We start from the raw sequence: 26,540 nt of genomic DNA, 5'->3' as shown, positions 1-26,540 counted from the left end.
CTGAAGTGGTCGAGTCGGTCGGGTCGACCGGTGGCTTCAGCGACTGAAACCGGACGGTACCATCGATATGTCTCCCGTCCGATCGGTCGAGCGTGATGCAGACACACCGCTCGCAGCTCGCACGTATCGTCGACGCCCGGCCGGTCGCCGCGTTCGCCGCGTTCGCGATCGGGCTCTCCTGGACGGCGTGGGTCGGGACGTACTCGGTCGTCGCGCCCCGGTCCGGTCTCGGACTCGTCGGGGGCGCTCTCGGGGCGTTCGGGCCCGCAGCCGCCGGAGCGATCGTGACGCGGCTCCGCGGGGAATCCGTCCGGTCGTGGCTGACGGCGACGCTCGACTGGCGCCGGAAGCTGCGCTGGTACGGGCTGGCCCTCGCGGTCCCGGCGGTCGCGACCGTCGGGGTGGCCGCCGTCGTGTTCGCGCTCGCTGACGTTCCGGACGCCGCCTCGATCGCGCGGCTGGCGCCGCTGTTCGGGGTGAACCTGATCCTCGCGACGCTTTTCACCGGCGGCAACGAGGAGCTCGGCTGGCGCGGGTTCGCGCTCCCCCGGCTCCAGCGGCGGTACAGCGCGCTCACCGCCGCGCTCGTCGTCGGCGCGATCTGGGCGGTCTGGCACGCGCCGATGTTCGCCTTCGGGGTGTACCGGCTGTCGCCGGTGCTGTACGCCGCGAGCGTCTGCTGTTTCTCCGTCGTACTCACGTGGTACTACAACGCCTCCGACGGCTGCGTCCCCGGAGCGATGCTCCTCCACGGGACGCTCAACGCCGCGGTGAACATTCCCGGTCAGGCCGTCGGCGGCGTCGACGCGCTGCCGATTCCGTACGCGGCGGTGCTGACCGGCGTCTTCGCCGTCGTCGCCGGGCTGATCGTCGCCCGGTACGGGGCCGAAACCCTGGCTCGCGGCGGCGCGGTCGCCCGCGGCGGGTCGGCCGTCGCCTCGGCTGACCGAGCCGCGTCCGAACCCGACCGAAGCGTCTCGGTGGGAACGGACTCTCCGGAGTAGTTCCCCGGGACCGCTCCCGCGCCGGCGTTCGGCTCGCGACCGAGACGGGGACGGATCCCGTCCGGGGCAGGGCCGGCCCGGGGGTCGAGTCGCGTCCGATCCGACGGCCGGCGTGCGCGAGGGGCCCCGTCGATCACTCCCGGCGCGGCGTCCACAGCCCGTAGAGGATCAGCCCGAGCCCGGCGATCTCGCTGATCTGGTTGACGCCGTTGACGACCGGGGCGGGGACGTCGAGCAGGAAGAACAGGACCCCGGCCAGCACGCCGGGAACGAACAGCGTGAGCACGAATCCGGCCGCGACGAACAGCATCGGACGGCTCCGGTGCCGTCGGTACGCCCGGTAGGCGACGTAGCTGATGGCCAGCCCGAGAACGACGATCAGCGCCTCGCTCGCCCGCCGGAGGAGGCGGACCGTCTCGATGTCGACCGCGCCGGTGGCGGGGTCGGCCATCTCAGCTCCCCTCCACGAACCGGGCGAAGCGGTCGGCCATCCGATCGCGGCGCGACACCGTGATCTCGAAGCCGTCCTCGCGGAGGTCGAGTTCGATCCCCTCCAGCCGCGTGCGGTACAGCTTGTAGTTTTTCCCGTCCGTCACGGGCTGGATGTCGCCGGCGACCAGGCCGTACTCGCTGAGTCGGTCCAGCCGGCGATACACCGTCGGCTCCGAGACGCCGGCGCGGTCGCTGAGCTCGGCCGCCGAGCGGGGCTCCTTTTTGGCCTCGATCAGGATCGTCCGCGCGCACTCGTCGCCGAGGAGGTCTGCGAGCGCTTCGGGGTCTCGCACGTCGGACACGGTGTGTCCCACGTCTGCCGGTCTGGCATTATGCGTTACGGCCCAGCCCTCGTTCGGTCGGCGCTGGAAGCGAACGACGAGTGAGCCGCCCGCTCGTCCCGCGTCGGCACCGATTTACGGCTCCCCCGAGACACGAGTACTCATGGACGAACGCGTACGCGAGCACGCCGAAGTGCTCGTCGACTGGAGCGCGCGGGTGGAGGCCGGCGACGACGTCGTCGTCAGCGTCGCGGAGGACGCCCACGAGCTGGGCGTCGCGGTCGCCGAGGCGCTCGGCGAGCGCGGGGCGAACGTCACGACCCTGTACGGGTCGAGCGAGGTCTCCCGCGCCTACCTGAAGGGCGTCGAGGCCGGAACGGAGGGCGACGTCGAGGCCGACGACTTCGACGCGGACCCCGCGGTCGAGCGCGCGCTGTTCGAGGCGGCCGACGCTTACCTCCGGATCGGGGGCGGGCGCAACACCACCGCGACCGCGGACGTCGACCGCTCCACGCGGCAGGCGTACGCGAAGGCCCGCAAGGGCGTCCGCGAGGCGCGGATGGACACCGACTGGGTGTCGACGGTCCACCCGACCCGCTCCCTCGCCCAGCAGGCGGGGATGGCCTACGAGGAGTATCAGGAGTTCGTCTACGACGCGGTCCTCCGCGACTGGGAGTCGCTCGCGGAGGAGATGGCGCAGATGAAGGAGATCCTCGACGCGGGCGAGGAGGTCCGGATCGTCACCGAGCGCGACGGCGCGCCCGACACCGACGTGGCGATGTCGATCGCGGACCGCACCGCGGTGAACTCCGCGGCCTCCGTCGCGTACGACTCCCACAACCTCCCCTCGGGCGAGGTGTTCACCGCGCCGTACGACACCGAGGGCGAGGCGTTCTTCGACGTGCCGATGACCATCGACGCGACCCGCGTTCGGAACGTCCACCTCGTCTTCGAGGGCGGCGAGGTCGTCGACTTCTCGGCGGAGGCCGGCGAGGACGCGCTCGCGGAGATCCTCGACACCGACGAGGGCGCCCGGCGGCTGGGGGAGCTGGGGATCGGGATGAACCGCGGTATCGACCGATTCACCGACTCGATACTCTTCGACGAGAAAATGGGCGACACCGTCCACCTCGCGGTCGGCCGCGCCTACGACGCCTGCCTGCCCGACGGGGAGTCCGGCAACGACAGCGCGGTCCACGTCGACATGATCTCCGACGTGAGCGAGCGTTCCCGGATGGAGGTCGACAGCGAGGTCGTCCAGCGGAACGGGACGTTCCGGTGGGAGGAGGGGTTCGAGGAGTAAGTCGGGAGGACGATAACTCGGTGGGAGAAGGGGAGACTGTCGGCTCCGTTGGAATTCTCAACTCGTGATATGCTCTTGGAGGCGTGCTGAATGTAGACGGTGAGCGCGTATCGGACGTAACGCGGGTCGGTTGGCGTCGCCTACGCCAGCGCAATCCCCGCCCCGACGGCGAGACTCGTCAGTGCGAGGCCGACGAGCGCGACTGTCGTCCGGTCGTGGTGTCCGTCGCGGTCGTCGGAGTCGAACCCACGACCGGTCAGAACGCCGAGGCCGACAGCAACCGCGGAGAGGCCACCGGCGAGCGCCAGCGTCGTCCAGAGTTCCAGTCCGTGCTGTGCGACTCCTCGTGTAGCCGTCCCGGCGAGAAGGACGCCAGTTGCTATCGGGGCCGCGGCTGTCGCTTTGTTGGAGGGCATCGATCGAGTATCCAACGGGCGTCTGAAAACAGTGGCGGTGCCGTTCCGCGGACAGTGGTCAGTACAGAGTCTGTGTTGAGCGATTACCGCGGCGGGGCAATACAGGTACACCAACCGTTCTATGATGTCCTCAGTACGGTGGTTAGATTGAGAACGGGAACTGGTCTTTGACGGATTGAAACGCAAGGCGGCCGAGTAGTTGTGCTGGACCTCGCTTCGGGAGGTCACGAGTGATCTCCAGTTCGCTTGGCGGAGTGCTTCCGCCGAGTCCGAGGTCCCAGTCTGTCTCTGCGTCGAAACGTTCAACCGCAGTTTCAACGGCCTCACGTACACCGTCAGCATCCATCGTTTTGACGACGTTGTCCTGCATTACGATCTCACCGTCCACGATAACCGCCTCTACGTCAGCAGGTGCCGCGTTGTTCACGATGTGTGCGGGGATGTTCGTGAGCGGCGTGAATTTCGGTTTCTCCACGTTCAGTAGAATGACGTCAGCTCGCTTCTCGGGTTCAAGACTCCCGATTTCGTCGCCGATACCGAGCGTACGTGCTCCCTCGATGGTGAGCATCCGAACGAGTTCCATCGAGTTATACTGTCCAGTAGAACGTTTGAGGTTCGCCGCCAGCCGTGCCTGCCGTGCTTCACCGAACATGCTGTAGGAGTCGTGCCAGTAGTGGTCGTCAATGCCGATCCCGACATCGACGCCTGCGTCGCGGAGTTCCGGCACGGGTGTCCACTGTATGTCCCCGTCCGGGTTCCAGTACGCGAAGACTGACGGGCAGTGTGCGACAGACGCGTTCGCATTGGCGGTTCGCTGGATGTCGTCGTCGTCAGCGAGGCGGAAATGGGCAGCCACTAACTGCTCGTTGAGCAATCCGACTTCATCAAGGAGATCTAGCGAGTCCGACGCACCGTTCGACCGCGCCATCGTATTGCTCTCCTCTAACTCCAGCAAGTGCGTGTGAACCGGAAGATCGGGGTACTCGGTGGTAAGGGTGGCCGTCCGCTCCCATACGTCGCGGGTACACGACCAGTCGTCGTGCGGGCAGATCGTCGCTCGGATACGCCCATCGTACGTATTGTGGTGCTCGTCGATGAACGCACGGGCCCGCTCAAACTGTTCGTCAGTCGGGACGTCCCAGAACAGATCCGAGACCGCCACCCCGAAGAATCCACGGAGTCCGGCGTCACCGAACGTCTCAGCCCCGTAGCTCGGTCGCACGTCCATCGAATTGACGGTAGTGACGCCACCGTTGAGGAAATTGAGTGCGGCAAGTTTGTATCCAGCCTCGGTGAGGTAATCGTACTCACCGTCCGCGATATGGCCGTAGATGGCGGTCATCCCACCCATCATCTCCAGCAAACCAAGGTCGCTGAACGCGCCGATCAACGGCGTCAGTTCGAGATGCGTATGAGTGTTGACCAGACCCGGCATCGCTACCATCCCGTCACCGTCGATCACGTGGTCAGCGTCAGCGATAGCGTCCTCGTTCTCGGTTGTTCGAACGTCCGTGATGCGCCCATCGTCGATGCGGAGCGTCCCGCGTTCGTAGAGTTGGTTCGAATCATTAACCGTGAGAACGTACGCATCGTGGATGACTATGTCAGAGGGCATCTAATCATTCTCCTAATCATTCTGTATTCAAAGCTGGGAAAGTGGTGGGTAGACAACCCGCGTCTCTCGCCTTAGTTCGATAGCCCCTCCTCACCTCGTTCAGTTCGCAGGCGCATTTCACCGGCTGATTCAAGACGTGGATAGAGAAAAGAAGGCCTTTCACCTGCTGACTAGATCCCCTGTATCTCGCACAGGGTGTGTCAGTCCCCGAGAATTTCAACGGAACCAACCGTCGGAGGCGGGCGGACCGCGCTTACGCCGTCGCCGCCTCGATGGCAGCCTCCAGGTCGGCGACGATGTCGGCGGGGTCCTCGATGCCGACCGACAGGCGCACCATGTCGTCGGTGACGCCCGCGGCCTCCTTCTCCTCGTCCGTCAGCTGCTGGTGCGTGGTCGACGCCGGGTGGATGACGAGCGTCTTCGAGTCACCGACGTTCGCGACTAGGGAGGCGAGGTCCGCCTCCTCGACGGTCGCCCGCGCGGCCTCGTAGCCGGCCTCCAGCCCGAAGGTGAGCATCCCGCCGTACCCACCGTCGAGGTACTCGCTCGCCTCCTCGTGGGTCTCGTGGCTCTCCAGGCCGGGGTAGTTCACCCACGCGATATCGTCGTGGTCGTCGAGGTACTCCGCGACGACCCCGGCGTTCTCGCAGTGCCGGTCCATGCGTAGCGGGAGCGACTCCGTCTGCTGGAGCGTGTTCCACGCGTCGAACGGCGACTGCTGGTCGCCCAGGTCGCGCAGCCCGCGGGTGACCGCCGCGAAGGTGAAGGCGGCGTCGCCGAACCGTTCGGCGAAGTTGATCCCGTGGTACGCGGGGTTGTCCTGCGCGATCTCCGGGTACTTCTCGGCGTGGTCGGCCCACGGGAACGAGCCGCCGTCGACGACGACCCCGCCGACCGTGGTGCCGTTGCCCGTCAGCCACTTCGTCGTCGACTCCCAGACGAGGTCCGCGCCGTGTTCGAGCGGCCGGCAGAGGTACGGCGTCGCGAACGTGTTGTCGACGAACAGCGGGACCCCGCGGTCGTGGGCGATATCGGCGATCCGCTGGATGTCGGGCGTGACGAGGGCGGGGTTCCCGATCGTTTCGAGGTGGACGTAGGCGGTGTCCTCGTCGATCGCCTCGGCGTACCCCTCGTAGTCGAGCGGGTCGACGAAGCGCGTGGAGACGCCGCGGCGCTCGACGGAGTGGGTGAGGTAGGTGTAGGTGCCGCCGTACAGCGCCGACGAGGTGACGACGTTGTCCCCAGCGGAAGCGAGCAGGAACGTCGTCAGGTCGAGCGCGGCCATGCCCGAGGCGGTCGCGACCGCGCCGACGCCGCCCTCCAGCGAGGCGATCCGCTCTTCGAGGGCGGCGTTGGTCGGGTTCATCAGCCGGGAGTAGACGTTTCCGGCCTCCTCTAAGGCGAAGAGATCCGCGGCGTGGTCGGCGTCGTCGAACTGGTAGGCGGTCGTCTGGTAGATGGGCGTCGCGCGGGCCCCGGTCGTCGGGTCCGGGTCGGAGCCGGCGTGGACGCTTCGGGTGTCGAACTGGCGGTCGTCGTCCTCGTCGGATGGCATGGACCGACCTTCCGGCGCTGCGCAGTTAAAGCCGGCCGGCCCGTGCCGGCGTTTCCGGTATCTCGGAGACGGTCTCGTGCCAACCGTTAACAGCGTCGGGCCGCAACTTCGGGTATGGGAACACAAGGTCCGCGCGGCGAGTCCGCCGAGATGGAGGATCTGCTGGCGGAGATCCCGGACGGGGTCTGGCAGTACCTCGCGCTCGGCGTCGCCCTCCTCGTCGGCGTCGCCCTCCTGGGGCAGAGCCTCGTCTTCGGCGTCGCGGCGCTCGCGGTGCTTCTGGCGGTCGTCACGGTCGTCAGCGCCGTCGAGATCGTCGACGCCTACGACAAGGAGGCCCTCACCGTCTTCGGCGAGTACCGGGAACTGCTCGAGCCGGGCGTCCACGTCATCCCGCCGTTCGTCTCGCGGACGTACGCGTTCGACATGCGGACGCAGACGATCGACGTGCCGAGCCAGTCGGCGATCACGCGGGACAACTCGCCCGTGACCGCCGACGCGGTCGTCTACATCAAGGTGATGGACGCCAAGAAGGCGTTCCTCGAGGTCGACAACTACAAGAACGCCGTCTCGAACCTCGCGCAGACCACCCTCCGCGCCGTCATCGGTGACATGGAGCTCGACGACACGCTCTCGCAGCGGGAGCTCATCAACGACCGGATCAACGAGGAGTTAGACGAGCCCACCGACGAGTGGGGGATCCGCGTCGAGGCCGTCGAGGTCCGCGAGGTGAGCCCCTCCCAGGAGGTCCAGCGCGCGATGGAGCAGCAGACCGGCGCCGAGCGCCGCCGCCGCGCGATGATCCTCGAAGCGCAGGGGGAACGCCGCTCCGCGGTCGAGCAGGCGGAGGGTGACAAGCAGTCGAACATCATCCGCGCGCAGGGCGAGAAGCAGAGCCAGATCCTCGAAGCGCAGGGGGACGCGATCTCGACCGTGCTGCGCGCGCGCTCCGCCGAGTCGATGGGCGAGCGCGCCATCATCGAGCGCGGCATGGAGACCCTCGAAGAGATCGGGAAAGGCGAGTCCACCACCTTCGTCCTCCCGCAGGAGCTCACCAGCCTCGTCGGCCGCTACGGCAAGGCGCTCTCCGGCTCCGACGTCCAGCAGATGGAGGGGTTAGAGAGTCTGGAGTTCGACGAGGAGACGGAGAAGCTGCTCGGCTTGGAGGACATCGAGTCCGCGTTGGAGGAGCTCGACAGCTACTCCGACGGGAACCTCTCGACGAGCCGGGACGGGGAGGAGGTCCCGGACGCCGAGGTAGAGGAGTTCGAGGTCGACGAGGCCGACATCGACCTCGAGACGGAGACGGAGCGGCCGAGCGACTGAGCGCTCGTCGCGCGGCGACCACCCGAACGCGACGAGGCTACAACCGCCAGCGGTCGGGATCGACGACTCAGAGCGGCCCGACGGCGGCCGCGCCGCCGACATCGCCCGAGTTGCCGACGTTTCCGGATCCAAAGATGTCGACCACGAGGCGGATCGGGATGTCGACCTGGAGTCGAAGACGGAGACCGGGACGGTATGCGAACCGATTACGAGTAGCGATCAGCTCTCACAGGCCCGACACTCGAGAATGTCTCGGCTGAACTTCTGCGCGGCGTTCACACTGTGCTGATAGTAGAGGCTCTTGACCCCTTTCTTCCAAGCCTCTATGTAGAGCTGATTGATCTCCTTGACGCTCACTTCGCTCGGGTCGATCGAGACGTTCACGCTCTGTGATTGGTCGATGTGTTTCTGCCTCTGTGCCGCCTGGTTGATTATCGCCATCTGCGGTATCTCGGCGAAGGTCTTGAACACCTCTTTCTCTCTGTCCGTCAGACAGTCGAGATGCTGGACGCTCCCGTCTTTATTCGCGATGCTGTCCCAGACCTCGCGGGTGTCCTTGCCCCGCTCGGCCAGTATCGCTTGAAGGAATCTGTTCTTCTGCGTCGACTTCAGCTTCGCACCGTCTCGCACGAAGTAGTTCGATTTCAGCGGCTCGATGCTCGGGCTGACCTGACCCAGAATGACGCTGCTCGATTTCGTCGGGGCCACGCTCATCGTCGTCGTGTTCCGCCTACCGTACCCTTCGAGAACCTCCGGCTCTCCGAACTCGTCGGCAAGCGCTTCGCTCGCCTCGTAGCTCCGTTCTCTGATCGTCCGGAATATCTCCTCGTTCTTCTCCATCGCCTCCATGCTGTCGAAGGGGATCATCTCGCTCTGGAGGTAGCTGTGCCACCCGAGGACGCCGATCCCGATCGCTCTGTGCCGCTTCGCGAACCGCACGGCCCGCTCCATGAACCGGACTCCCTCCGTGCGCTGGATGAACTCCTCCATCACCGCGTCGAGGAACCGGGTCAGCGTCTCCACCGCGTCGGTGTCCTTCCACTCGTCGTAGTGGAGCGCGTTCATGCTCGAGAGACAGCAGACGAAGCTCTCGTCCGCGGTGGCCGGCAGCGCGATCTCGGTACAGAGGTTGGACGCGTTTATCTGGTAGTCCTTGTTCTTGTACACCTGCGGCTTCCCCTCGTTCATGTTCCCCCGGAAGATGATGTACGGAACGCCGACGTTGATCCGGGTCTCGATGATGTCCGCCCAGGTCTCCCGCTTCTCCTCGTCGCCGTCGATCATCGCCTGAAACCAGTCGTCGCCGACGATGACGCCGTAGTAGATGTCCTGTACCGGGTCCCCCTCGGTTTTGATGTTGAGCCACTCCTCCAGGTCGTCGTGTTCGACGTCGATGTAGCCGGCGAACTGCCCGCGCCGGGTTTCGCCCTGACTAATGACGTTAATGATCGTGTCGAACAGCTCCGTGAAGCTGTAACTCCCGTTGCTCTTGCCGTTGTTCGTTATCTGACTGCCCCGCGGCCGCAGCTCGCCGAAGTACCCGCTCGTGCCGCCGCCCTGCTTGGTCATCTCACCCACCTCGGCTTGGGTGTAGAGGATACTCTCGATGTTGTCCTCCATGTAGCTGCCGAAACAGCTGATAGGGAGGCCTCTGTCCAGTCCGAAGTTGGCCCACACCGGGCTGGCGAGACTGTAGAAGCCGCGGCTCATGTACTCGTAGAACCTGTCCGCGAAGCCCTCTTCGCCGAGGATCTCTTCGGCGCGCTCCGCTATCTGTCTGACTCGCTCTTCCGCTTCGACACCCTCGATCAGGTATCCCTCTCTGAGGAACTCCCTGCTGTCCTCGTTCAGCCAGTAAAACGGTTCATTATGCTGTTCCGCAACGCCGTCGAGTGCTGTTTGTGCCATCGTTAGAACATGTCCTCCGCGGTAACGCTCTGCGTGTGTTTGTTGTACGTGGTCGACCGCTTGCTGAAGAAGTCGTTATCCTTCGTCATCATGATGTCCTCGTCGAACCAGCGCGTCTCTTCGAGCAGGTCGTCGTCCGTCTCGAATATCGGTTCCACGCCGACGTTCTCCAAGCTCTGATTGAACCGGTCTCGCAGGAACGCGTCGACCTGCGCCCTGGGGAGGAACTCCAGCTCGCCGTCGGCGAATATCCAGTCCAGAATCTCCGTCTCCGCCTCGTAGGCCTGCCGACAGGCCTCCTGGACGTCCTCCTCGAAGTCGTCGTCGAAGAGGTCCGGGTTCTCCGCTCTGATCGTCTCCACCAGCTCGACCCCGAACAGCCCGTGAATCTGCTCCTCCTTGCTGGTCGCTTCGACGGCGTTCGCTATCCCCGTGAACTTCTTTTCGTGCTTGTCGAAGCTCGTCATGATGAGAAACTGGCTGAACAGCGACACGTGCTCGACGAACGTGCTGAACAGCAGGATGCTCATCACGTACTCCCGCTCGTCGTCGCTCTCGCTCTTCTCCAGATACTCGTCGAGGTACTCGATCCGCTCTTTGATCGCCGGCTCCTCGGTCACCTGCTCGAAGTCGTCCGTGATCCCTAAGACATCCAGTAGGTGACTGTACGCGTCCATGTGCCGCACCTCGCTTTCCGCGAAGGTCATGCCCACGTTCCCGACCTCGGCTTTGGGCATCTCCTCGTAGATGTCCGACCAGAACGTCTTCACCTGCACCTCGATCTGCGCGATAGCCAACATCGTCCGCTTGATAACCGTCTGCTCGGCGGGCGTCGTGTTGACCTTGAAGTCTTGGACGTCGCCGTCGAAATTAAACTCCGTGTGCACCCAGTAGCTGTTCCGAATCGCCTCGACGTAGTCGAGGAACTCGCTGTACTCGTAGGGCTTCAGCTGCGTTCTCTCCGAGAAAATGTCCGGCTCTGTATCTGCGCCTGTACTCGCGTTCGTGTTTGCGTTTTCGCTTTCACTCATCGCGTCTCAAACATGACCGATTGCGTTGGATTGCCGCTGCCACTGTCTATCGTCAGTCTGGTGAGTCCGACCGCTGTCGTGTCGCTCGGGAGACGGTCTCACAGCGCACCGTGTGTGTAGCCGTGTGAACCGTATCGGACCACACAGACTCCACTGGTATAAGTATTACCAACAAAATTGTAGTACAACAATTTCACTTTCATAGTGGGGAGCGGGGTTGTTCCTCCGATCCACGAACGGGCGGTACGGAGACGGGGACTGAGTAGTGATCTCCGGTTACGGGGGATCGCTACAGTTCTAAACTGGCGGCGTCAAGCCCCCCACGGTAGTCCAAGTGCGAGGACTCAGCCGAACGGTTCGGCGAGAAGCGCGAGCCCGGAGCCGGGCGCGAGCGGGCGACGAGACGTGAGACGCGGACAACACCGATCGCACCCGGAAGGAGGCGGCGACTCGCGGGGCCGACCGCGACATCGACTGGAGACGGAGAGCGATCGGTCGGGGAACTGATCGGGGGCGACCGGTCGGGAGTCAGTCAGGGCCGCCAGCGATCGGGATCAACCGCCCAGAGCACGCCGACCGCGAGAGCGCCGCCGACCCCGCCGCCGACCAGCGAGACGGGGTCCGACGCCCCCGCCGCGAGCGCGGCGAACAGCAGGACCGACCCCGCGAGCAGCGCGGCGGTGTCCTCGGCGATCGTCGCACGGACGATCGGCGCCACGGCGCCGCCGCCGACGGCACCGGTCGCGATGGTACCGGGCGGCCCGGAGGTCAGGGCCACCAGCGCGTCCGCCTCGGCGAGCGCCGGGAGGGTCGCCGCGGGCGCGGTGACGACGCCGGTGACGAGTGCGAACGCGGCGATCCCGCCGAGGACGGGCGCGACGAGCGTCGCGCGCGCCGAGAGGGTCGCGTCGGCGAACGCGGCGGCCCCGCCCACCAGGAACACCGAACCGAGCGCGAGGAGGGGCGGCGTCGCGATGAGGGAGTACGGCGTGGGAACGATGAGCGATACCGAGTCGGCCGCCGGTTCCGGAGGGACCGTGGGGGCGAGGGAAACCGTGGCCGCGATCGCGGCGACGCCGACGACGAGGAGGGCCGATCCGAGGAGCCGACTGCGGAGTGACATGGAGGGTCGGACGCGTTCCGATCACAAAACGATCGCGGGACCGAGTCGAGGAAGGGGCGCCTCGGGCCGAGCGCACTCACACCGTGATTCCGGCGCGCCCGTCGCCGATGACGACGATCACGCGCTCCGGCGGCCCGCGTTCGTCTGTGAGTCGCAACAGGAGCGTCTTCACGACCGGCTCGTCGGTCTCGACCTCGCCGCGGACGCCGCCCCGGTCGACGGCGATCCGGAGCGAGCGGTCGCCCGTGCGGCTGATCCCGCCGAGGCGGAGCCGGACCTCGGGCGCGGTGAGCCGCTGGGCGATCACGAGGATCGCGTCGCCGCCGTCGTCGACGAAGTCGGTGCGCTCGACGAACGCCCGGGACTCGGTCGCGTCGGGTTTGAGCGCGCCGCGGGCCGCGGCGGCGGAACGGAAGGAGGCCGCGTGCGTCACCAGCTCCTCGGGGCGCGCGAGCACGCTGCGGTCGTCGACCATCGGGTTGCCGTCGACGTACCGGCTCCGCACGCCGAGGTCGCCGGGCGTCGAGGCGGCGACGTCGTGGAGGCGGTCGACGCACCCGCCGGTGGCGACGGCGAGCGCGCCGGCGACGACCGCGCGACGGTACACGTGCCCGCCTCCGACGCAGCGAGGTAAAACCCCGTCGTCACGGTGACGCGGACTGAGAATCGGAGCCGCGGGGTCGACGTGCGGGGGCGCTCCGACCGCTACTCGTCCATCGCCGGCGCCGGGACTCCCTCGTCGCCCGCGTCGATCTCGAACGCGCGCCGCAGCTCCGCGATCCGGTCGCGGATGTCCGCCGCCAGCTCGAACTCGAGGTTGCTCGCGGCCTCGTCCATGCGGTCTTCGAGCGCCTCGATCTGCGCTTCCGCCTCGTCTTCGCTCTCCACGTCGCCGACGCTCACGTTCGAGGTGTCCGTCTTCGAGCCGGGGAGGTTCGTCTCGCCCACCGGCTTGTCGATGGTGGTCGCCTCGTACCCGTGCTGCTCGTTGTACTCGAGCTGGATCTCGCGGCGGCGCTGGGTCTCCTCGATCGCGGCCTCCATCGAATCCGTCACCTCGTCGGCGTAGAGGACGACCTCGCCGTTGACGTTGCGGGCGGCCCGCCCCATCGTCTGGACGAGCGTCGTGGTGGAGCGGAGGAATCCCTCCTGGTCGGCGTCGAGGATGGCGACGAGGGAGACCTCCGGGATGTCGAGCCCCTCCCGGAGCAGATTGATGCCGACGAGCACGTCGATGTTGCCCAAGCGGAGGTCGCGGATGATCTCGTGGCGTTCGAGGGTGTCCGTCTCGTCGTGCATGTACGCCACGTCGATCCCGGCCTCCTCGAAGTACTCCGTGAGGTCCTCGGCCATCCGCTTGGTGAGCGTGGTGACGAGGACCCGCTCGTCGCGCTCGATCCGCTCGTCGACGCGCTCGAGGAGGTCGTCGACCTGTCCCGTGGCGCCCGTCACCTCCACCTTCGGGTCGACGAGGTGGGTCGGGCGGACGATCTGCTCGACGATCCGGTCGGAGGTCTCGCGCTCGTAGTCGCCGGGCGTCGCCGAGACGTAGAGGGTGCGGTCGGTCTTCGCCTCGAACTCCTCGAAGGTGAGGGGGCGGTTGTCGTACGCGGTCGGGAGCCGGAACCCGTTCTCGACGAGCGAGTCCTTCCGCGACTTGTCGCCCTCGTACTGGCCTTTGATCTGGGGGATCGTCTGGTGGGACTCGTCGACGACGGTGAGGAAGTCGTCGGGGAAGTAGTCGAGCAGGGTGTAGGGCGCGTCGCCGGACTCGCGGTCGTCCATGTGGACCGAGTAGTTCTCGATCCCCGAGCAGTAGCCGGCCTCCCGGAGCATCTCCAGGTCGAAGGTGGTGCGCTCCTCGATGCGCTGGGCGGCGACGAGGTCGCCCTGTCGCTCGAAGTAGCTGACCCGCTTCGCCATCAGCTCCTCGATCTCCGCGATTGCCTGCTCCAGTTTGTCGTCCGGGATCGAGTAGTGCTCCGCCGGGTGGAGCATGACGGCGGGCTCCTCGCTCACGACCTCGCCGTGCATCGGGTCCACCTTGAGCATCCGGTCGATCTCCTCGCCCCACAGCTCGACCCGCACCGCGTACCGCCCGTACATCGGGTATATCTCGACGGTGTCGCCCCGCACGCGGAAGGTGCCCTGCGTGAAGTCCACGTCGTTGCGCTCGTAGTTCAGGTCGACGAGCCGGGCGAGCAGCTCCTCGCGGCCGACCTGCTCGCCGACTTCGAGGCGGAGCGCCATGTCGCGGTAGTTCCCCGGGTCGCCGAGCCCGTAGATGGCGGAGACGCTCGCGACCACGATCACGTCGTCGCGGGTGAGCAGCGAGCGCGTCGCGGAGTGGCGCAGGCGGTCGATCTCCTCGTTGATCGACATCTCCTTGTCGATGAACGTGTCCGTCTGCTCGACGTACGCCTCCGGCTGGTAGTAGTCGTAGTACGAGACGAAGTACTCGACGGCGTTGTCCGGGAACAGCTCGCGGAACTCCTCGTACAGCTGGGCCGCGAGCGTCTTGTTGTGGGCGAGTACGAGGGTGGGCTGGTCTAACTCCTCGGCGACCCACGAGACGGTGTTCGTCTTCCCAGAGCCGGTGACGCCGAGCAGCGTCTGCTTGTCCGCGCCCGACTCGAACCCCTCGACCAGTTGCTCTATCGCCTCCGGCTGGTCGCCCGCGGGCTCGAACGGGGCGTCGACGCGGAGCGGGCGGTCGACGGTCGGGCGGTCCTCCGAGAGGGGGGAGTCGGCGTCGCTCACGATACGCGTCGTTGGGCGGCGAGGCACTTGAGCGGCGCGGCTACGTCGGTGACTTCGAAGAAATCGGTCTCGCGCGGACGATTCATTCTGGGGGAAGACCGATTACCGATCGGGCTGAACACTCGATCGTGTCCCTCCTCACACCCGCCGTCGCGTTCGGCGCCGCCCTCGTCCTGTCCGTCTGGCTCGCGTCCGGCGTCTGGGTCAACTTCGACGCCCACGCTCGCGGGAGCGACTATCCGGCCGTTTGGGGCGTTCTCGCACCGCTCTCGGGAATTGTGTTGTTCTACTACCTGCTGTGGTGGCGTCGCGGTCGGTCCCGGGAGTGGCCGCCGTCCCGACTGGAGCGAGCCACCGCCACCGTCGTTATCGCCGGTCTCGGTGGATTGGTCGTCGGGAGTCTCGTGTCGCCGCCCGATCCGACCTCGCAGTTGACCACGTGGCCGATCGCGTTCGCCGGCTGTCTCCCCGTCGCGCACTGGGTGGTGAGAACGAGATTCGATGCGGTCGCGGGCTGAATTCCTCGGTCGGGAGAGGTGATCGAAGCATCCGGATCCCCGGCCGCTCGGCGATACGTGACTAGAACTGGATTCGGCGGTGAACGCCTCTAAAGCCCCGGCCGCGACGGCTCGGGGGCCTTGCTGCGCTCCTGGCTCGCGGTGCTCGGTGCGGTGCTTACTTGCGGCCACCACCGCCCTCGCGGCTGCCCCTCTGAGTCCACCCGCTCCGCACAGCGACCGCACCTCACGCCTCCCCAGCCTCGTCGCTCGCTTCGCTCGCAACTCCCTCGCGCGGTGCTGTCGCCGGCGCTTCGCGCCGGCTTCCAGAGGGACCTCCGGTCCCTCGCGGCTCGGCCGCGAAGCGGCCTCGCAGGCACGCGCCACCACGAGGCGTTCGGCTTCCCGCTCCCGGCGACGGCCGGACGAAAACGTTTCCCCCTGTCCCCGCGAGTCGTCGCGTATGCGCATCGCCGTCCCCAACAAGGGCCGCCTACACGAGCCGACGCTCTCGCTGTTGGAGCGCGCGGGGCTCCACGTCGAGGAGACCGCCGACCGCCAGCTGTACGCCGACACCGTCGACGAGGACGTGACGGTGCTGTTCGCGCGGGCGGCCGACATCCCCGAGTACGTCCGCGACGGCGCGGCCGACCTCGGCGTCACGGGCCTCGATCAGGCGGCCGAGTCCGGCGGGGTGGCGGACGACGCCGCGTCCGCGGCCGACGGCGACCTCGTCGACCTGCTCGATCTGGGGTACGGCTCCTGTAAGCTCGTCCTCGCGGCGCCCGAGGACGGCGACGTGGCGGCCGTCGAGGACCTCGCGGGGCGGACGATCGCCACCGAGTTCCCGAACGTCACCGGCGAGTACCTCGACCGCGTGGGCGTCGACGCCGACGTGGTCACGGTGACGGGCGCGACGGAGCTGACCCCGCACGTCGACATGGCCGACGCCATCGTCGACATCACCTCGACGGGGACGACGCTGAAGGTGAACCGGCTGGCCGTGATCGACGACGTGCTCGACTCCTCGGTGCGGCTGTTCGCTCGGCCCGAGGTCGTCGACGACGCGAAGGTCGACCAGGTGGTGACCGCCTTCGAGTCCGTCCTCGCGGCGGACGGCCGCCGCTACCTGATGATGAACGCGCCGAAGGCGCGGCTCGACGACGTGAAAGACGTGATCCCCGGGCTCGGCGGCCCGACGGTGATGGACGTCGAGGCCGACGAGGACGGCAACGGGATGGTGGCGGTCCACGCCGTCGTCGACGAGCGCGACGTGTTCGAGACCATCTCCGAGCTCCGGTCGGTCGGCGCGACCGGTATCCTCGTCACCGAGATCGAACGGCTCGTCGAGTGAACGGGGTCGGAACCCTCAGCTTTCGCCGTCGCCCTCACCGTCCCCGCCGATCAGCCGCTCCTTCTCCGCGCGCGACAGCGACTTGATCGCGTGCTCCCTCGACATCGCCGCCGACTGCGAGGCGAACGACTCGACGTGGCGCAGGGTGACGGGGGTCCGACCGCGGGTGTACTTCGCGCCCTCGCCGGCGTCGTGTTCGGCGACGCGGCGCTCCACGTCGGTCGTGTACCCGGTGTAGAGGGTGCCGTCGGCGCACTCGATCACGTACACGTGGTGGTCGGCCACGGGCGACCGTGCGAGCGCGAGCGCAAAATGCGTGGGGATGCGCCCGAAGCCGGAAGACGGCGCCGCCGCTCTCGGTGCGCTCGGTCTTCGATCGGCGTTCGGCCGGTCAGTCCCCGGTTCGAGTCCGCTCGCGAGACACCTCGGCGATGCCCGCGTTCGCGGAGCATTTCGGGCACGCGTTCAGGTCGCCGCGCTCGTCCGCGAAAACGCGCGCGAAGCGGTCCGAGACGTGCGACCCGCAGTGGTCACAGCGTGGCATGTGGTGCCGACGTGCGTCGGCAAAGTCGGTAGGGACTGGACGAACAAATACCCTTTCTCGGGCCCGTCGACTTCCGGTATTCGCGCGTTTAATGCGAGCCGAGGTCCCCGGCGATCGACGGGTCCGACGGGGACCGATCGGGGCCGTCGACCGGGGTCCCGAGCGACCCCCGACCGCGGCGGACGAGGGCGCTCACTCGGCCCGCGCCGCGTCGACCGCACGGGCGATCAGGCCGGCCTGCGCGCCGGCGACGAAGCCGGCGTCGACGTTGACGGTCGTGAGCACGGAACACGACTGGAGCGCGCCCGCCAGCGCCGCGACGCCCTCGCCGCCGACGCCGTAGCCGGTCGAGACCGGGAGGGCGATCACGGGGGCGCCGACGAGGCCGGCGACGACGGTGGGGAGGGCGCCCTCGCGGCCCGCCGCCACGACGACGGCGTCGGCCTCGCGGATCCGGTCGACCTGATCGAGGATCCGGTCGAGGTTGGCGACGCCGACGTCGTCGACCCGGTCGACCGTCGCCCCGACCTCGCGGGCGACGACCGCCGCCTCACCGGCGACCGGCGCGTCCGCGGTGCCGGCGGCCACGACCGCGACCGCGGCGTCGAGCGACGGCGGCTCGAACCCGGCGGCGTGCGCGACGACGGTCCCGACCCGGTCGTCGCGGTCGACCGTCGCGTCCACGTCGACCGCCGACGCGACCGCCTCCGCCGTGGACTCGTCCGCGCGCGTCACCAGCGCTCGGCCCGTGGTGTCGAGCGCCGTCGCGGCCAGCGCGGCGACCTCGGCGGGCGTCTTTCCCTCCGCGAGGATCGCCTCGGGGATCCCGCGACGCCGCTCGCGGGCGGCGTCGAACCGCCCCGCGTCCGTGGTCGCGTAGCCCGCCAGCCGCGACTCCGCCTCCTCGATCCCGATATCGCCCGCCTCGAGCGCCGCCAACGTCTCTCGCATGGACGACCGTCGACCGGGGAGCCGGTCGAACCTGTCGGTTCGGCGCCCGGGGACGCGCCGCGCGCGAAACCGAGCGACGGGGCCTGTACGCGCACCGAGCGCCACGCGACCCGAACGAGTGGGCTGCGAGGCGGCCCCGGACCGAGTTCGAGTCGACGCCGAGACGGGAATCTCACAAGATATATAAGTGGTTGTGTTCGCGGCCCTCCGCGAACCGGCGTCACGGCGCCCCTCGCGGTCGAATTCAGGAACTCTTATTAACTGTCGACGGATATCGTCGAGCGCATGGCAGACCTTATTGTCAAAGCGGCCGTCAAGGAAGCCCTGGACGACAAGAACGTCGCTTCGGACTTCTACGACGCGCTGGACGACGAAGTGGACGAGCTGCTCGAAGACGCCGCGCGCCGCGCCGAGGCCAACGACCGGAAGACGGTCCAGCCGCGCGACCTCTAAGACGGAACTCGTTTCCGTACCGCTTTTATTCGGACGCCGACCGCCGAGCGGCCGCGACGTCGACCGGTTCGCCGCGACGGCTCGGTCAGACCTCGTCGACGCGGACGCCCGACGCCGTCCCGACGTGGACCTCGTCCGCGAGCCCGACGAAGAGTCCGTGTTCGACGACGCCCGGAGTCGCGGACAGCGTCGTCGACAGGGCGGCGGGGTCGGTGATCTCACCGAACGCGCAGTCGAGGACGAGGTTCCCGTTGTCGGTCACCACGGGCCCGTCCTTCCGGTCCGCGCGTCGCAGCGTCGGCTCGCCGCCGGCCTCCCGGACCGCCGCGGCGACCGCGGTCCGTCCCGCGGGGAGCACCTCGATCGGAAGCGATCGGTCCAGCCGCGGCGACTCCTTCGAGGGGTCGACGACCACGAGGAAGCGGTCGGCCGCGGCGTCGACGAGCTTCTCGCGGGCGTGCGCCGCGCCGCCGCCTTTTATAAGTTCCCCGCCGGAGACGAGGGCGTCGCCCGCCTCGCCGCCGGTCGCCACCTGGTCGGCGCCGTCGATCGCGATGTCGATCCCCGGCCCGTCGGGACCGACCGCCTCGGAGAGGTCGAGGCGGGGGATCCCCTCCTCGGCCGCGAGTTCGCGGCTCGCGAAGGAGGTGGGAACCCCCCGGACGTCGAGGCCGGCGTCGACCCGGTCGCCGAGCCGCCGGATCGCGTGCGCCGCCGTCGAGCCGGTCCCCAGCCCGACCACGTCGCCGTCGGTCGCCGCCTCGGCCGCCGACTCGCCGGCGCGTCGCTTCGCCGCGTCGCTCCCGCCGCTCGTCTTCATGAGAGCGACTGCGTGCGGCGGCGTTGAAAAGGCGTCGGGCGGGAACCGACGCCGGTGCGGGTGCGGCCGGCGTCGCCGTCACTCCAGCCGGTCCAACACCGCCTCGGCGTCGTACGCCAGGGACAGCTCCCGCGAGCGGCCGCGGCCGTCGACGTCGGCGTACTCCGCGTCGATCACGCCGAGCTGGTCGAGCTTGTTGATGATCTCGGAGTAGCGGGTGTAGCCGAGGTCGGTCTTGTCGTTGAACGCGTCGTACACCGCGCCGGCGCGCTCGCCGTCGTGTTCGGCGAGGACGCGGACGAGGTCGCGCTCGGACTCCGAGAGCCCGCGGAGCGACCGCGAGAGGTGGACGTGCTTCGACTTGTCGTACGCCTCCTCGACGTCCGCCTCGGAGATCGTCTTCGAGGCGCGCATCTCGGCGTTGAGCCCGGCCCGGCGCAGGAGGTCGATCCCGACCCGGAGGTCCCCGCTCTCGGCGGTGAGGTCGGCGACGCGCTCCAGCTCGGCGTCGCCGATGACCCCCTCGTGGAAGCCGCGCTTGGCGCGCTCCGCGAGGATGTCGTAGATCTCGGTGGCGTCGTAGACGGGGAAGTACACCTCCTCGGGACGGAAGACGGACTGAACCCGGGTGTCGAGGTCGTCGATCACGTCGAGGCCGAGGTCGGAGGAGACGACGATGACGCCGATCTTCGCGCCGGAGTGCGCCTCGTGGGCGCGGAGCAGCGAGTACAGCGTGTCGGACGCCTCGTTCTCGTAGAAGAGGTAGTTGACGTCGTCTAAGGCGACGACCAGCACCTCGTCCTCCTCAACGAGCCGGTCGGTGATCTGGCCGAACAGCTTCTTGAAGGAGATGCCCGAGGAGGGCGGTTCGTACTCGAATATCCCCTCGAACAGCCGGGAGAACACCGCGTAGCGCGTCGAGTCGACCTGGCAGTTGACGCGTACCGTCCGCACCTCGGTCCGAGCGCCGAGCTCGCCGAACAGCTTCTGGACCGCCGTGGTCTTGCCGGTGCCGGGCGGTCCGCGGACCATCGTGTTGAGCGGGCGCGAGCCGCGGACCGCGGGGCGGAGCGCGTACTTGAGGTTCTCCAGCTGGCTCTCGCGGTGGCGGAACGTCTCGGGAACGTGGTCGATCTCGAACACCGACTCGTCGCGGAACACCGACTCGTCCCACGAGAGCATATCGCCGGCGTCCCCGGTCATGCGAGTACCACGAGAGGCCGCGCACTTAACCGTTGCCCGGCGGCGGGGCGAAACTGAAACTTGTCGCGCGAGCGCCCGATCGGAGCGATTCCGCCGATCGGTCGTTCACTCTCGGTCCGCTGGGACGGAGGGGTCGCCCGTCCGACCCGCCGCCTCCTCGCGGCGCAACACCAGCACGTGGCGCGTCAGCGACCGGTGGACCCGGCGCTCGAACGCGGCGTCGACCGTCCAGCCGGCGTCGCGGGCGGGGCCGCGCCAGTCGCGGTCCGCGACCAGCACCGCGCGCGGCGCGACCCGGGCGGCCTCGGCGAGCGCGCCCGCGACGAGGTCCGCGAGCTCGTGGCGCGCGACCTTCGACTGCCGCCCGTACGGGGCGTCGAACGCGACCCCGTCGACCGCGTCGTCGGGGAAGGGGAGCGCGGTCGCGTCGCCGCGCGCGACGTGCCACTCGGGGGACCCGTCGGTGCCGGGAGGACCGAGGTACTCGCGGAAGTTCTCCCGGGCGCCGCGAACCATCTTCGGCTGCGCGTCGCAGGCGACGGCGTCGCCGCCGACGAGGCCGGCCTCCAGCGGGAGGCCGCCGGTACCGCACATCGGGTCGAGCAGGGTCCGTCCCGGGGCCGCACCCGCGAGGTTGGCGTAGGCGCGGGCGTCGGCCGGCGCCATGCTCCCCGGCTGGAAGAAGGGGCGGTCGGTGGGGTTCGGCGCGAAGTCGCGGGCGGCCTCGACCGCGACCCAGCCGAGCGCGCACAGGTCCGCGTCGCCGCCGTCCGCGCCGGCGACCGCGTCGTGATCGGCGCGCGGGCCGGCCGCGAACAGCGCGCGGAGGACGTGGTCGGGGTCGTCGAGGTCGACGTCGAACCCGCGGTCGACGAGGACGCCGCCGAGTTCGCGCTCGGCCGCCTCGGTCGAGACGTCGGCCGTCCCCCGGACGTTCCGGGCGCGGACCGCGACGCTCCCGGACCGATCGAGCGACGACGCTCGGAGGGCGACGACCGCGGCGTCGACGTCGGCGTCGGTCCGGACGACCGCCTCGTGCGCGGCGCGGGTGTACGCGAGCCGGCGGACGCGGGCGGGGTCGATCCCGCCGGTGCGCGCGACCCCCGGCGCGAGGAGGTCGACGCCGGTCGCGGCGGTCGCGGCCTCGCGGGCGGCGAAGGCGTCGGTCTCGCCGGCGAGTTCGAGCCAGTACACGCGGACGGCTCGGCGCGGCGACGGGAATAGCGTGGCGGTTCCGACCAGCCACCATTTAAGTGCGTTCGGGCGAGAATCGAGGTGATGACGGCCGACCCGAAGGAGACGATCACCGTAGAGAACGTCGTCGCCTCCACGGGGATCGGACAGGAGCTCGATCTCCAGAGCGTCGCGATGGACCTCGAGGGCGCCGACTACGACCCAGAGCAGTTCCCCGGCCTCGTCTACCGCACCACGGACCCGAAGTCGGCCGCCCTGATCTTCCGGTCGGGGAAGATCGTCTGTACCGGCGCGAACTCGACCGAGGCGGTCCACGAGAGCCTCGACATCGTGTTCGGGGAGCTCCGCGCGCTCCAGATTCCGATCGAGGACCCGGAGATAACGGTCCAGAACATCGTCACGTCGGCCGACCTGGGCGAGAGCCTGAACCTGAACGCGATCGCGATCGGCCTCGGCTTGGAACACATCGAGTACGAGCCGGAGCAGTTCCCGGGGCTCGTCTATCGGCTCGACGAGCCGGAGGTCGTCGCGCTGCTGTTCGGCAGCGGGAAGGTGGTCGTCACCGGCGGGACGAGCCCCGACGACGCGGCGGCCGCCGTCGACGTGATCGTTGAGGAGCTGAACGGACTCGGGCTGTTGGACTGATACACCGGACCCGAAACGACGACGCGGATTCGACCCGAAACGACGACGCGGATTCGACCCGAAACGACGACGCGGATTCGGCGCGGCGGCACCGCGAGCCCGTTCCGCGACCACTTTTACCCCCCGCCCCGTAGGTCGACCATGCTCTTACAGACGGTGACGCCGGTCTCCGTGCTCGGGACGACCGTCCTGTTGGCGCTGTTCCTCTCCGTGACCGCACACGTCGCGGCCCGGAACGTCCTCGGCACGGTCGACCCGCGGCGCGCCCTCTACATCGGCCCGCTCCCGGCGGTGATCAGCGTTGCCGGCAACGCGCTCGACGCTCCCGGCGGGCTCATCGTCCTCGCCGCGCTCCTCGTCGACGGAACGATGTTCTGGTGGAGCTACGGGCAGCCGCGGCGGGCCGTGGCCGCGATGACGCTGATCCACGCGGTGGTCACGACGCTGCTCGGCATGGTTCTGTTCTTCGTCTCGATCCTGCTCGCGTCGATGCCGGGGTAGGCCGACGGCGACCCCACGCGAGACGGCGACCCCACGCGACCGCCTCACGGCGACGGCGGCGGGCCGTCGTAGGCGTCGTGGTCCCGATAGAAGTTCAGCATCGCGAACTTCAGCTTCTCGGGGTCGACGTCGAGCAGTTCCTCGCGTTCCTCCGGGGGGAACGCGGATCGGACCGAGTACTTCCCCATGTCGGCGGTCGTGTAGCGGCGGTCGGCCAGGATCCGGACGCCGAAGTCCTCCGGGCCGCGGATCACCCGACCGATCGCCTGCCGGGTCTTGCGGATCGTCGGGATCTCGACCGCGTAGGTCCAACCCGGATCGCGGGCGCGGTCGCGGTCCGCGAACGCCCGGTCGTAGGCGTCCTGAACAGCCTCGGTCCGATCGGAGAGGTGCGGGTACGGGACGCCGACCACGACGACCGTCCGGGCGTCGTCGCCGTCGAAGCTCACCCCCTCGCCGAGCGTCCCCCACAGCGAGGTGAACAGCGCGGCGCCGTCGTCCGCGACGAACTCGCTGCGGAGTCGCTCCTCGTCCTCGCCGGGACCGTCGAGGTGGATCGGGCCGATGTCGGGGTCGTCGCCGCCCGCGGCGCTCCCGCCGCCCGTGAGCCGCTCGTGGTAGCGCTCGGCCTCGGCGTACGACGGGAAGAAGGCCAGCGTGTTGCCGGGCGTGAACCGGATCGCGTCCCGGAGCAGCGACGACACCGCCGCCTGCGTCTCCGGGTCGCTGCGCTCGGAGGCGAAGAGCGGGGGCACGTCGGCCGCGAACGTCCGGCGGTTCGCCTCGGGGTATCCCATCTCGTAGGCCATCGAGGCGGCGTCCTCCAGCCCCAGCACGTCCTCGGTCACGTCGAACGGGCGCAGCGTCGCGCTCATCAGGACGGAGGCGGCCACCTCGTCGAACAGCTCGGCGGTGACGTTCCGCGGGATGCAGGTGTACAGCTCCGCCCGCCCGTACACCTCGTCGGTGCCCGCGTCGCGCCGGACGGAGACCACCGGGTACTGGCCGAACTCCGTCCCCTCGTCCATCCACGTGGCGACGAACCGGGCGGCCGCGAGCGTCTGCGACTCCGAGCGGGTCGTCGCCTCCCCGTCGCGGTAGCGGCGCTCGTACTCCTCGTCTATCGCCTGTCCGAGCTGAACCGCGAGCTCGGTCTCGGCGTCGATCCCGTTCCCCTCGTAGTTTCGGAGGAACGCCAGCGTGAGGTCGTCTCGGCGGTCGTCGTTGGCGATCGAAACGTCCTCCCAGTTCTCCGTCACGGAGCCGGAGCCGCCGAAGCCGACCGCGCCCTCGTACGTCTCGACGAGCGCGTCGCGGAAGGCCCGGAGGACGTTCTCGGCGGGTTCCGCCCGGGAGTCGTCGCTGTCGGCGAGCTCGTCGAGCGCGGCGTCGAGAGTGTTCTCGGTCAGCGTCCGAGTGGCGTGGTCGCGGGCGGCGTCCTCGATGTTGTGCGCCTCGTCGAACACGGTGATTATCTCGCTCGGGTCGCGGTCGATCCACCGGAAGAACTGCTCGCGGATGTTGGGGTCGAGCAGGTGGTGGTAGTTACAGACGACCAGGTCGACGCCCTCCATCCCCTCCTTCAGCAGCTCGTAGCCGCACAGCTCGCGCTCCTCGGCGTACTCGTACACGTCGTCGGGAGTCCGAACGTCGTCGAAGAGCCAGGCGAAGAAGTCGTCCGTGTCGCGGGTGAGGTTGTTACGGTAGTGCTCGCAGACGTTGGCGGCCTCGTACTCGTCGATCTCGCCCTCCAACTCGTCGAGCTCCTCCATGATCGCCTCGCGGGCCTCCGCGGCGCTCGCGTCGCCCTCGCGGCTCTCGGCCAGCAGTTCGCGCTGGCGCGACTCCAGTTCGCGGACCTCGGTCTCCGTCTCCACCATCTCGCGGGTGGTGTCCCGGAGGGTCTGACACTCCTGGTAGTCGACGTCGATGTGACACATCGACGACTTCCCCTTGAACACGACGGCGCGGATGGGCTCCTCGCGAGTTATCGCGCGCGCGTCCTCGACGAACTGCCGCATCTGCTGGTGGACGTTGGTCGTGATGACGACCGTGCGGTCGTGCTCGCGGGCGTGTTCGAGCGCGGGCACGAGCGCGGAGAGGGTCTTCCCCGTCCCGGGCGCGCCCTCGAACAGCACGTCCTGCCCCCGGTCTAACGCGTTGGCGACCCTGTCCATCGCCTCGCGCTGGTTCGGGTAGGGTTCCTCGTACGGGAAGAACCGCAGGTGCGGCGACTCTGGCACGGGATGGGGTTCGGCGCCACCGGTCAAAAGGGGTCGGGTGGCGGGACGGAAGTGGTCCGGCGCCGCGGGGATCTCTCCGGTCTTGACATCCTCCCCGCGCTAAAGCGCGAGGCTTTCGCCTCGAATTTTCCGTAATCCTCGATATCGTTTCAGGAATCAAATATAACTGCCGGGAGAGTGCGTCCCGACCGCACAATTCCGGCGTATTTTACCGCTTCTGGCGCCGTCGACCGAACGACATGGCGACCGAAACGGCTACCGCGACGAGCGAGGTATCGACCGAGACCGGAGACTGGAAGGCGGGCGTGGCCGGCGGGCTCGCCGGGAGCGCCGTCTTCGGACTCGTGATGACGTACGCGATCGCCGCTCCGCTCTTGGAAGTCGTGATCCCGTCGATGTACGGCCTCGCGCCGCCGGCGGCCCCGTTCGTCGGCTGGGTGATCCACATGGCGCACGGCGCGGTCCTCGGCGTCGGGTTCGCCGCGCTCGTCGGGCTGCGGCCTTCGGTCGGCGGGGACGTGTCGAAGTCGCTCGGCGCCGGCGCGGCCTACGGGATCGCGGTCTGGGTCGCGCTCGCGGTGATCGTGATGCCGATCTGGCTCTCCGCGGTCGGCTCGCCGGCGAACCCGCCGCTACCCAACGTCAGCGCCATGAGCGCGGTCGGGCACCTCGCGTACGGGGTCGTGCTCGGCGGGGCGTACGCGGCCCTCGCGAACTGACCGCGGGACCGAGTCGTCCGCGTTTCGGCGGCCGCGACGCACCCTGATTTATCACGCCGCGCCGACACCGCTCTTAGTAACGAATGTTCGACGAGATCCTCGAGAAGTTCGAGGGATCACCCAGCCAGCAGGCCGTGATCCGACTGTTCTTGGAGCGCGGCTTCTCCGTCAACGAGGAGGGGCGGGTCGTCTCGGGCGGGATCGAGATCCCGTACACCGGCATCGCGCGCGAGCTCGACGTCGACCGGCGCGTCGTGGACTCGACGACGGACGCCATCCTGGCCGATCCCGAGCTGAAGCGCATCTTCACCAACATCTCGTCGATCCCGAGCCTGATGGATCTGGCCCCGGTGTTGGACCTCACGGTCCTCACCATCGAGGTCGCGGCCGCCGACGAGGCCGGGATCGTCGCCGAGGTGACCGGAATCCTGGCCGACCGCGGCGTCTCGATCCGGCAGGTGTTGAGCGAGGACCCCGAGTTCACCGACGACCCGAAGCTGTACGTGATCACCGACGCCGACCTGTCCGGCGACCTGCTCGTGGAGATCCGCGACTTGGAGTACGTCCGCCGCGTCGGCTTCTGAGGCTCCGTCGGCCGCCGC

27 protein-coding genes are annotated in these 26,540 nt (G+C 68.4%); 10 read left to right on the top strand and 17 right to left on the bottom strand.

The features are described 5' to 3' along the window. Positions 1–95: 95 nt before the first annotated feature. Positions 96–1,004 (top strand): CPBP family intramembrane glutamic endopeptidase, encoded by a 909-nt coding sequence (locus BM286_RS00870; protein WP_092919518.1) that lies wholly within the window; start codon positions 96–98, stop codon positions 1,002–1,004. A 133-nt stretch (positions 1,005–1,137) separates the two neighbouring features. Here BM286_RS00870 and BM286_RS00865 read toward each other — a convergent pair whose 3' ends face one another. Continuing rightward, positions 1,138–1,455, bottom strand: coding sequence for a DUF7521 family protein (locus BM286_RS00865; RefSeq protein WP_092919516.1), 318 nt, complete (start codon positions 1,453–1,455; stop codon positions 1,138–1,140). Between the two features lies 1 nt (position 1,456). Further along, positions 1,457–1,798 carry an ArsR/SmtB family transcription factor gene (locus tag BM286_RS00860; protein WP_174548973.1) on the bottom strand — a complete coding sequence of 114 codons (342 nt, stop codon included), beginning with the start codon at positions 1,796–1,798 and terminating at the stop codon, positions 1,457–1,459. 142 nt (positions 1,799–1,940) lie between these two features. On the opposite strand from BM286_RS00860, the gene BM286_RS00855 reads away from it, so the two are divergent. Continuing rightward, complete coding sequence (locus tag BM286_RS00855; protein ID WP_092919512.1) at positions 1,941–3,080, top strand: aminopeptidase; 1,140 nt, start codon at positions 1,941–1,943, stop codon at positions 3,078–3,080. 140 nt (positions 3,081–3,220) lie between these two features. Here the strand turns inward: BM286_RS00855 and BM286_RS00850 are convergent, their stop codons facing one another. From BM286_RS00850 to BM286_RS00840, 3 genes are all read right to left on the bottom strand, one after another. Next, positions 3,221–3,496: a hypothetical protein gene (locus BM286_RS00850; RefSeq protein ID WP_092919510.1), complete on the bottom strand. Its 276-nt coding sequence runs from the start codon at positions 3,494–3,496 to the stop codon at positions 3,221–3,223. 142 nt (positions 3,497–3,638) lie between these two features. Then, complete coding sequence (locus tag BM286_RS00845) at positions 3,639–5,111, bottom strand: amidohydrolase family protein (RefSeq protein WP_092919508.1); 1,473 nt, start codon at positions 5,109–5,111, stop codon at positions 3,639–3,641. A gap of 253 nt (positions 5,112–5,364) precedes the next feature. Then, the gene (locus tag BM286_RS00840) at positions 5,365–6,666 is read right to left on the bottom strand and encodes an O-acetylhomoserine aminocarboxypropyltransferase/cysteine synthase family protein (protein WP_092919506.1); all 1,302 of its coding nucleotides are present in this window, start codon (positions 6,664–6,666) and stop codon (positions 5,365–5,367) included. A 114-nt stretch (positions 6,667–6,780) separates the two neighbouring features. Here BM286_RS00840 and BM286_RS00835 point away from each other — a divergent pair, with 114 nt between their 5' ends. Further along, on the top strand, positions 6,781–7,992 hold the full coding sequence (locus tag BM286_RS00835) for an SPFH domain-containing protein (protein WP_092919504.1): 1,212 nt from the start codon (positions 6,781–6,783) through the stop codon (positions 7,990–7,992). A 219-nt stretch (positions 7,993–8,211) separates the two neighbouring features. Here BM286_RS00835 and BM286_RS00830 read toward each other — a convergent pair whose 3' ends face one another. The 5 genes from BM286_RS00830 to uvrB form a co-directional block, all read right to left on the bottom strand. Continuing rightward, positions 8,212–9,900 carry a ribonucleoside-diphosphate reductase subunit alpha gene (locus tag BM286_RS00830; RefSeq protein ID WP_092919502.1) on the bottom strand — a complete coding sequence of 563 codons (1,689 nt, stop codon included), beginning with the start codon at positions 9,898–9,900 and terminating at the stop codon, positions 8,212–8,214. A 2-nt stretch (positions 9,901–9,902) separates the two neighbouring features. Next, a complete protein-coding gene (locus BM286_RS00825; RefSeq protein ID WP_092919500.1) occupies positions 9,903–10,931 on the bottom strand; it encodes a ribonucleotide-diphosphate reductase subunit beta in 1,029 nt (342 codons plus the stop codon). A 532-nt stretch (positions 10,932–11,463) separates the two neighbouring features. Beyond that, positions 11,464–12,054 carry a hypothetical protein gene (locus tag BM286_RS00820; protein WP_092919498.1) on the bottom strand — a complete coding sequence of 197 codons (591 nt, stop codon included), beginning with the start codon at positions 12,052–12,054 and terminating at the stop codon, positions 11,464–11,466. A 76-nt stretch (positions 12,055–12,130) separates the two neighbouring features. Then, entirely contained in the window at positions 12,131–12,661 is a 531-nt protein-coding gene (locus BM286_RS00815; protein ID WP_092919496.1) for a hypothetical protein, read from the bottom strand. Positions 12,662–12,759: 98 nt separating this feature from the next. Beyond that, entirely contained in the window at positions 12,760–14,814 is a 2,055-nt protein-coding gene (gene uvrB, locus BM286_RS00810) for an excinuclease ABC subunit UvrB (RefSeq protein ID WP_092919494.1), read from the bottom strand. Positions 14,815–14,942: 128 nt separating this feature from the next. Here uvrB and BM286_RS00805 point away from each other — a divergent pair, with 128 nt between their 5' ends. Beyond that, positions 14,943–15,332, top strand: a complete 390-nt coding sequence (locus BM286_RS00805; protein WP_092919492.1) for a hypothetical protein — start codon at positions 14,943–14,945, stop codon at positions 15,330–15,332. Between the two features lie 442 nt (positions 15,333–15,774). Next, the gene (gene hisG / locus BM286_RS00800; RefSeq protein ID WP_092919490.1) at positions 15,775–16,665 is read left to right on the top strand and encodes an ATP phosphoribosyltransferase; all 891 of its coding nucleotides are present in this window, start codon (positions 15,775–15,777) and stop codon (positions 16,663–16,665) included. A 15-nt stretch (positions 16,666–16,680) separates the two neighbouring features. On the opposite strand, the gene BM286_RS00795 is transcribed toward hisG, so the two are convergent. From BM286_RS00795 to larB, 3 genes are all read right to left on the bottom strand, one after another. Beyond that, positions 16,681–16,950 carry a GIY-YIG nuclease family protein gene (locus BM286_RS00795; protein WP_092919488.1) on the bottom strand — a complete coding sequence of 90 codons (270 nt, stop codon included), beginning with the start codon at positions 16,948–16,950 and terminating at the stop codon, positions 16,681–16,683. Positions 16,951–17,056: 106 nt separating this feature from the next. After that, the gene (locus BM286_RS16020; protein WP_008440770.1) at positions 17,057–17,209 is read right to left on the bottom strand and encodes a DUF7563 family protein; all 153 of its coding nucleotides are present in this window, start codon (positions 17,207–17,209) and stop codon (positions 17,057–17,059) included. Between the two features lie 192 nt (positions 17,210–17,401). After that, the gene (gene larB / locus BM286_RS00790) at positions 17,402–18,160 is read right to left on the bottom strand and encodes a nickel pincer cofactor biosynthesis protein LarB (protein WP_092919485.1); all 759 of its coding nucleotides are present in this window, start codon (positions 18,158–18,160) and stop codon (positions 17,402–17,404) included. 285 nt (positions 18,161–18,445) lie between these two features. Between larB and BM286_RS00785 the strand changes: the two genes are divergently transcribed. Further along, entirely contained in the window at positions 18,446–18,613 is a 168-nt protein-coding gene (locus BM286_RS00785) for a DUF1931 family protein (RefSeq protein WP_004047560.1), read from the top strand. A gap of 85 nt (positions 18,614–18,698) precedes the next feature. On the opposite strand, the gene rpiA is transcribed toward BM286_RS00785, so the two are convergent. The 3 genes from rpiA to BM286_RS00770 form a co-directional block, all read right to left on the bottom strand. Beyond that, on the bottom strand, positions 18,699–19,433 hold the full coding sequence (rpiA, locus tag BM286_RS00780) for a ribose-5-phosphate isomerase RpiA (protein WP_092919483.1): 735 nt from the start codon (positions 19,431–19,433) through the stop codon (positions 18,699–18,701). 78 nt (positions 19,434–19,511) lie between these two features. After that, complete coding sequence (locus tag BM286_RS00775) at positions 19,512–20,636, bottom strand: ORC1-type DNA replication protein (protein ID WP_092919481.1); 1,125 nt, start codon at positions 20,634–20,636, stop codon at positions 19,512–19,514. A gap of 105 nt (positions 20,637–20,741) precedes the next feature. Beyond that, positions 20,742–21,830 carry a methyltransferase domain-containing protein gene (locus BM286_RS00770; RefSeq protein ID WP_092919479.1) on the bottom strand — a complete coding sequence of 363 codons (1,089 nt, stop codon included), beginning with the start codon at positions 21,828–21,830 and terminating at the stop codon, positions 20,742–20,744. Between the two features lie 84 nt (positions 21,831–21,914). Between BM286_RS00770 and BM286_RS00765 the strand changes: the two genes are divergently transcribed. Together BM286_RS00765 and BM286_RS00760 are read left to right on the top strand one after the other, a co-directional pair. After that, positions 21,915–22,475 (top strand): TATA-box-binding protein, encoded by a 561-nt coding sequence (locus BM286_RS00765; RefSeq protein WP_092919477.1) that lies wholly within the window; start codon positions 21,915–21,917, stop codon positions 22,473–22,475. Positions 22,476–22,616: 141 nt separating this feature from the next. Beyond that, positions 22,617–22,976: a DUF7473 family protein gene (locus tag BM286_RS00760; protein ID WP_092919475.1), complete on the top strand. Its 360-nt coding sequence runs from the start codon at positions 22,617–22,619 to the stop codon at positions 22,974–22,976. A gap of 44 nt (positions 22,977–23,020) precedes the next feature. On the opposite strand, the gene BM286_RS00755 is transcribed toward BM286_RS00760, so the two are convergent. Next, positions 23,021–25,219 (bottom strand): ATP-dependent DNA helicase, encoded by a 2,199-nt coding sequence (locus BM286_RS00755; RefSeq protein WP_092919473.1) that lies wholly within the window; start codon positions 25,217–25,219, stop codon positions 23,021–23,023. Between the two features lie 239 nt (positions 25,220–25,458). Here BM286_RS00755 and BM286_RS00750 point away from each other — a divergent pair, with 239 nt between their 5' ends. Together BM286_RS00750 and BM286_RS00745 are read left to right on the top strand one after the other, a co-directional pair. After that, positions 25,459–25,938, top strand: coding sequence for a DUF6789 family protein (locus BM286_RS00750; protein ID WP_092919471.1), 480 nt, complete (start codon positions 25,459–25,461; stop codon positions 25,936–25,938). Positions 25,939–26,021: 83 nt separating this feature from the next. Continuing rightward, the gene (locus BM286_RS00745) at positions 26,022–26,522 is read left to right on the top strand and encodes an ACT domain-containing protein (protein WP_092919469.1); all 501 of its coding nucleotides are present in this window, start codon (positions 26,022–26,024) and stop codon (positions 26,520–26,522) included. Positions 26,523–26,540 lie beyond the last annotated feature (18 nt).

The sequence above is a fragment of the Halorubrum sodomense genome, assembly GCF_900111935.1.
Lineage (GTDB): Archaea > Halobacteriota > Halobacteria > Halobacteriales > Haloferacaceae > Halorubrum > Halorubrum sodomense.
Note: the sequence above shows the minus strand (reverse complement) of the source record. Positions and strands in the feature narration are given on the sequence as shown.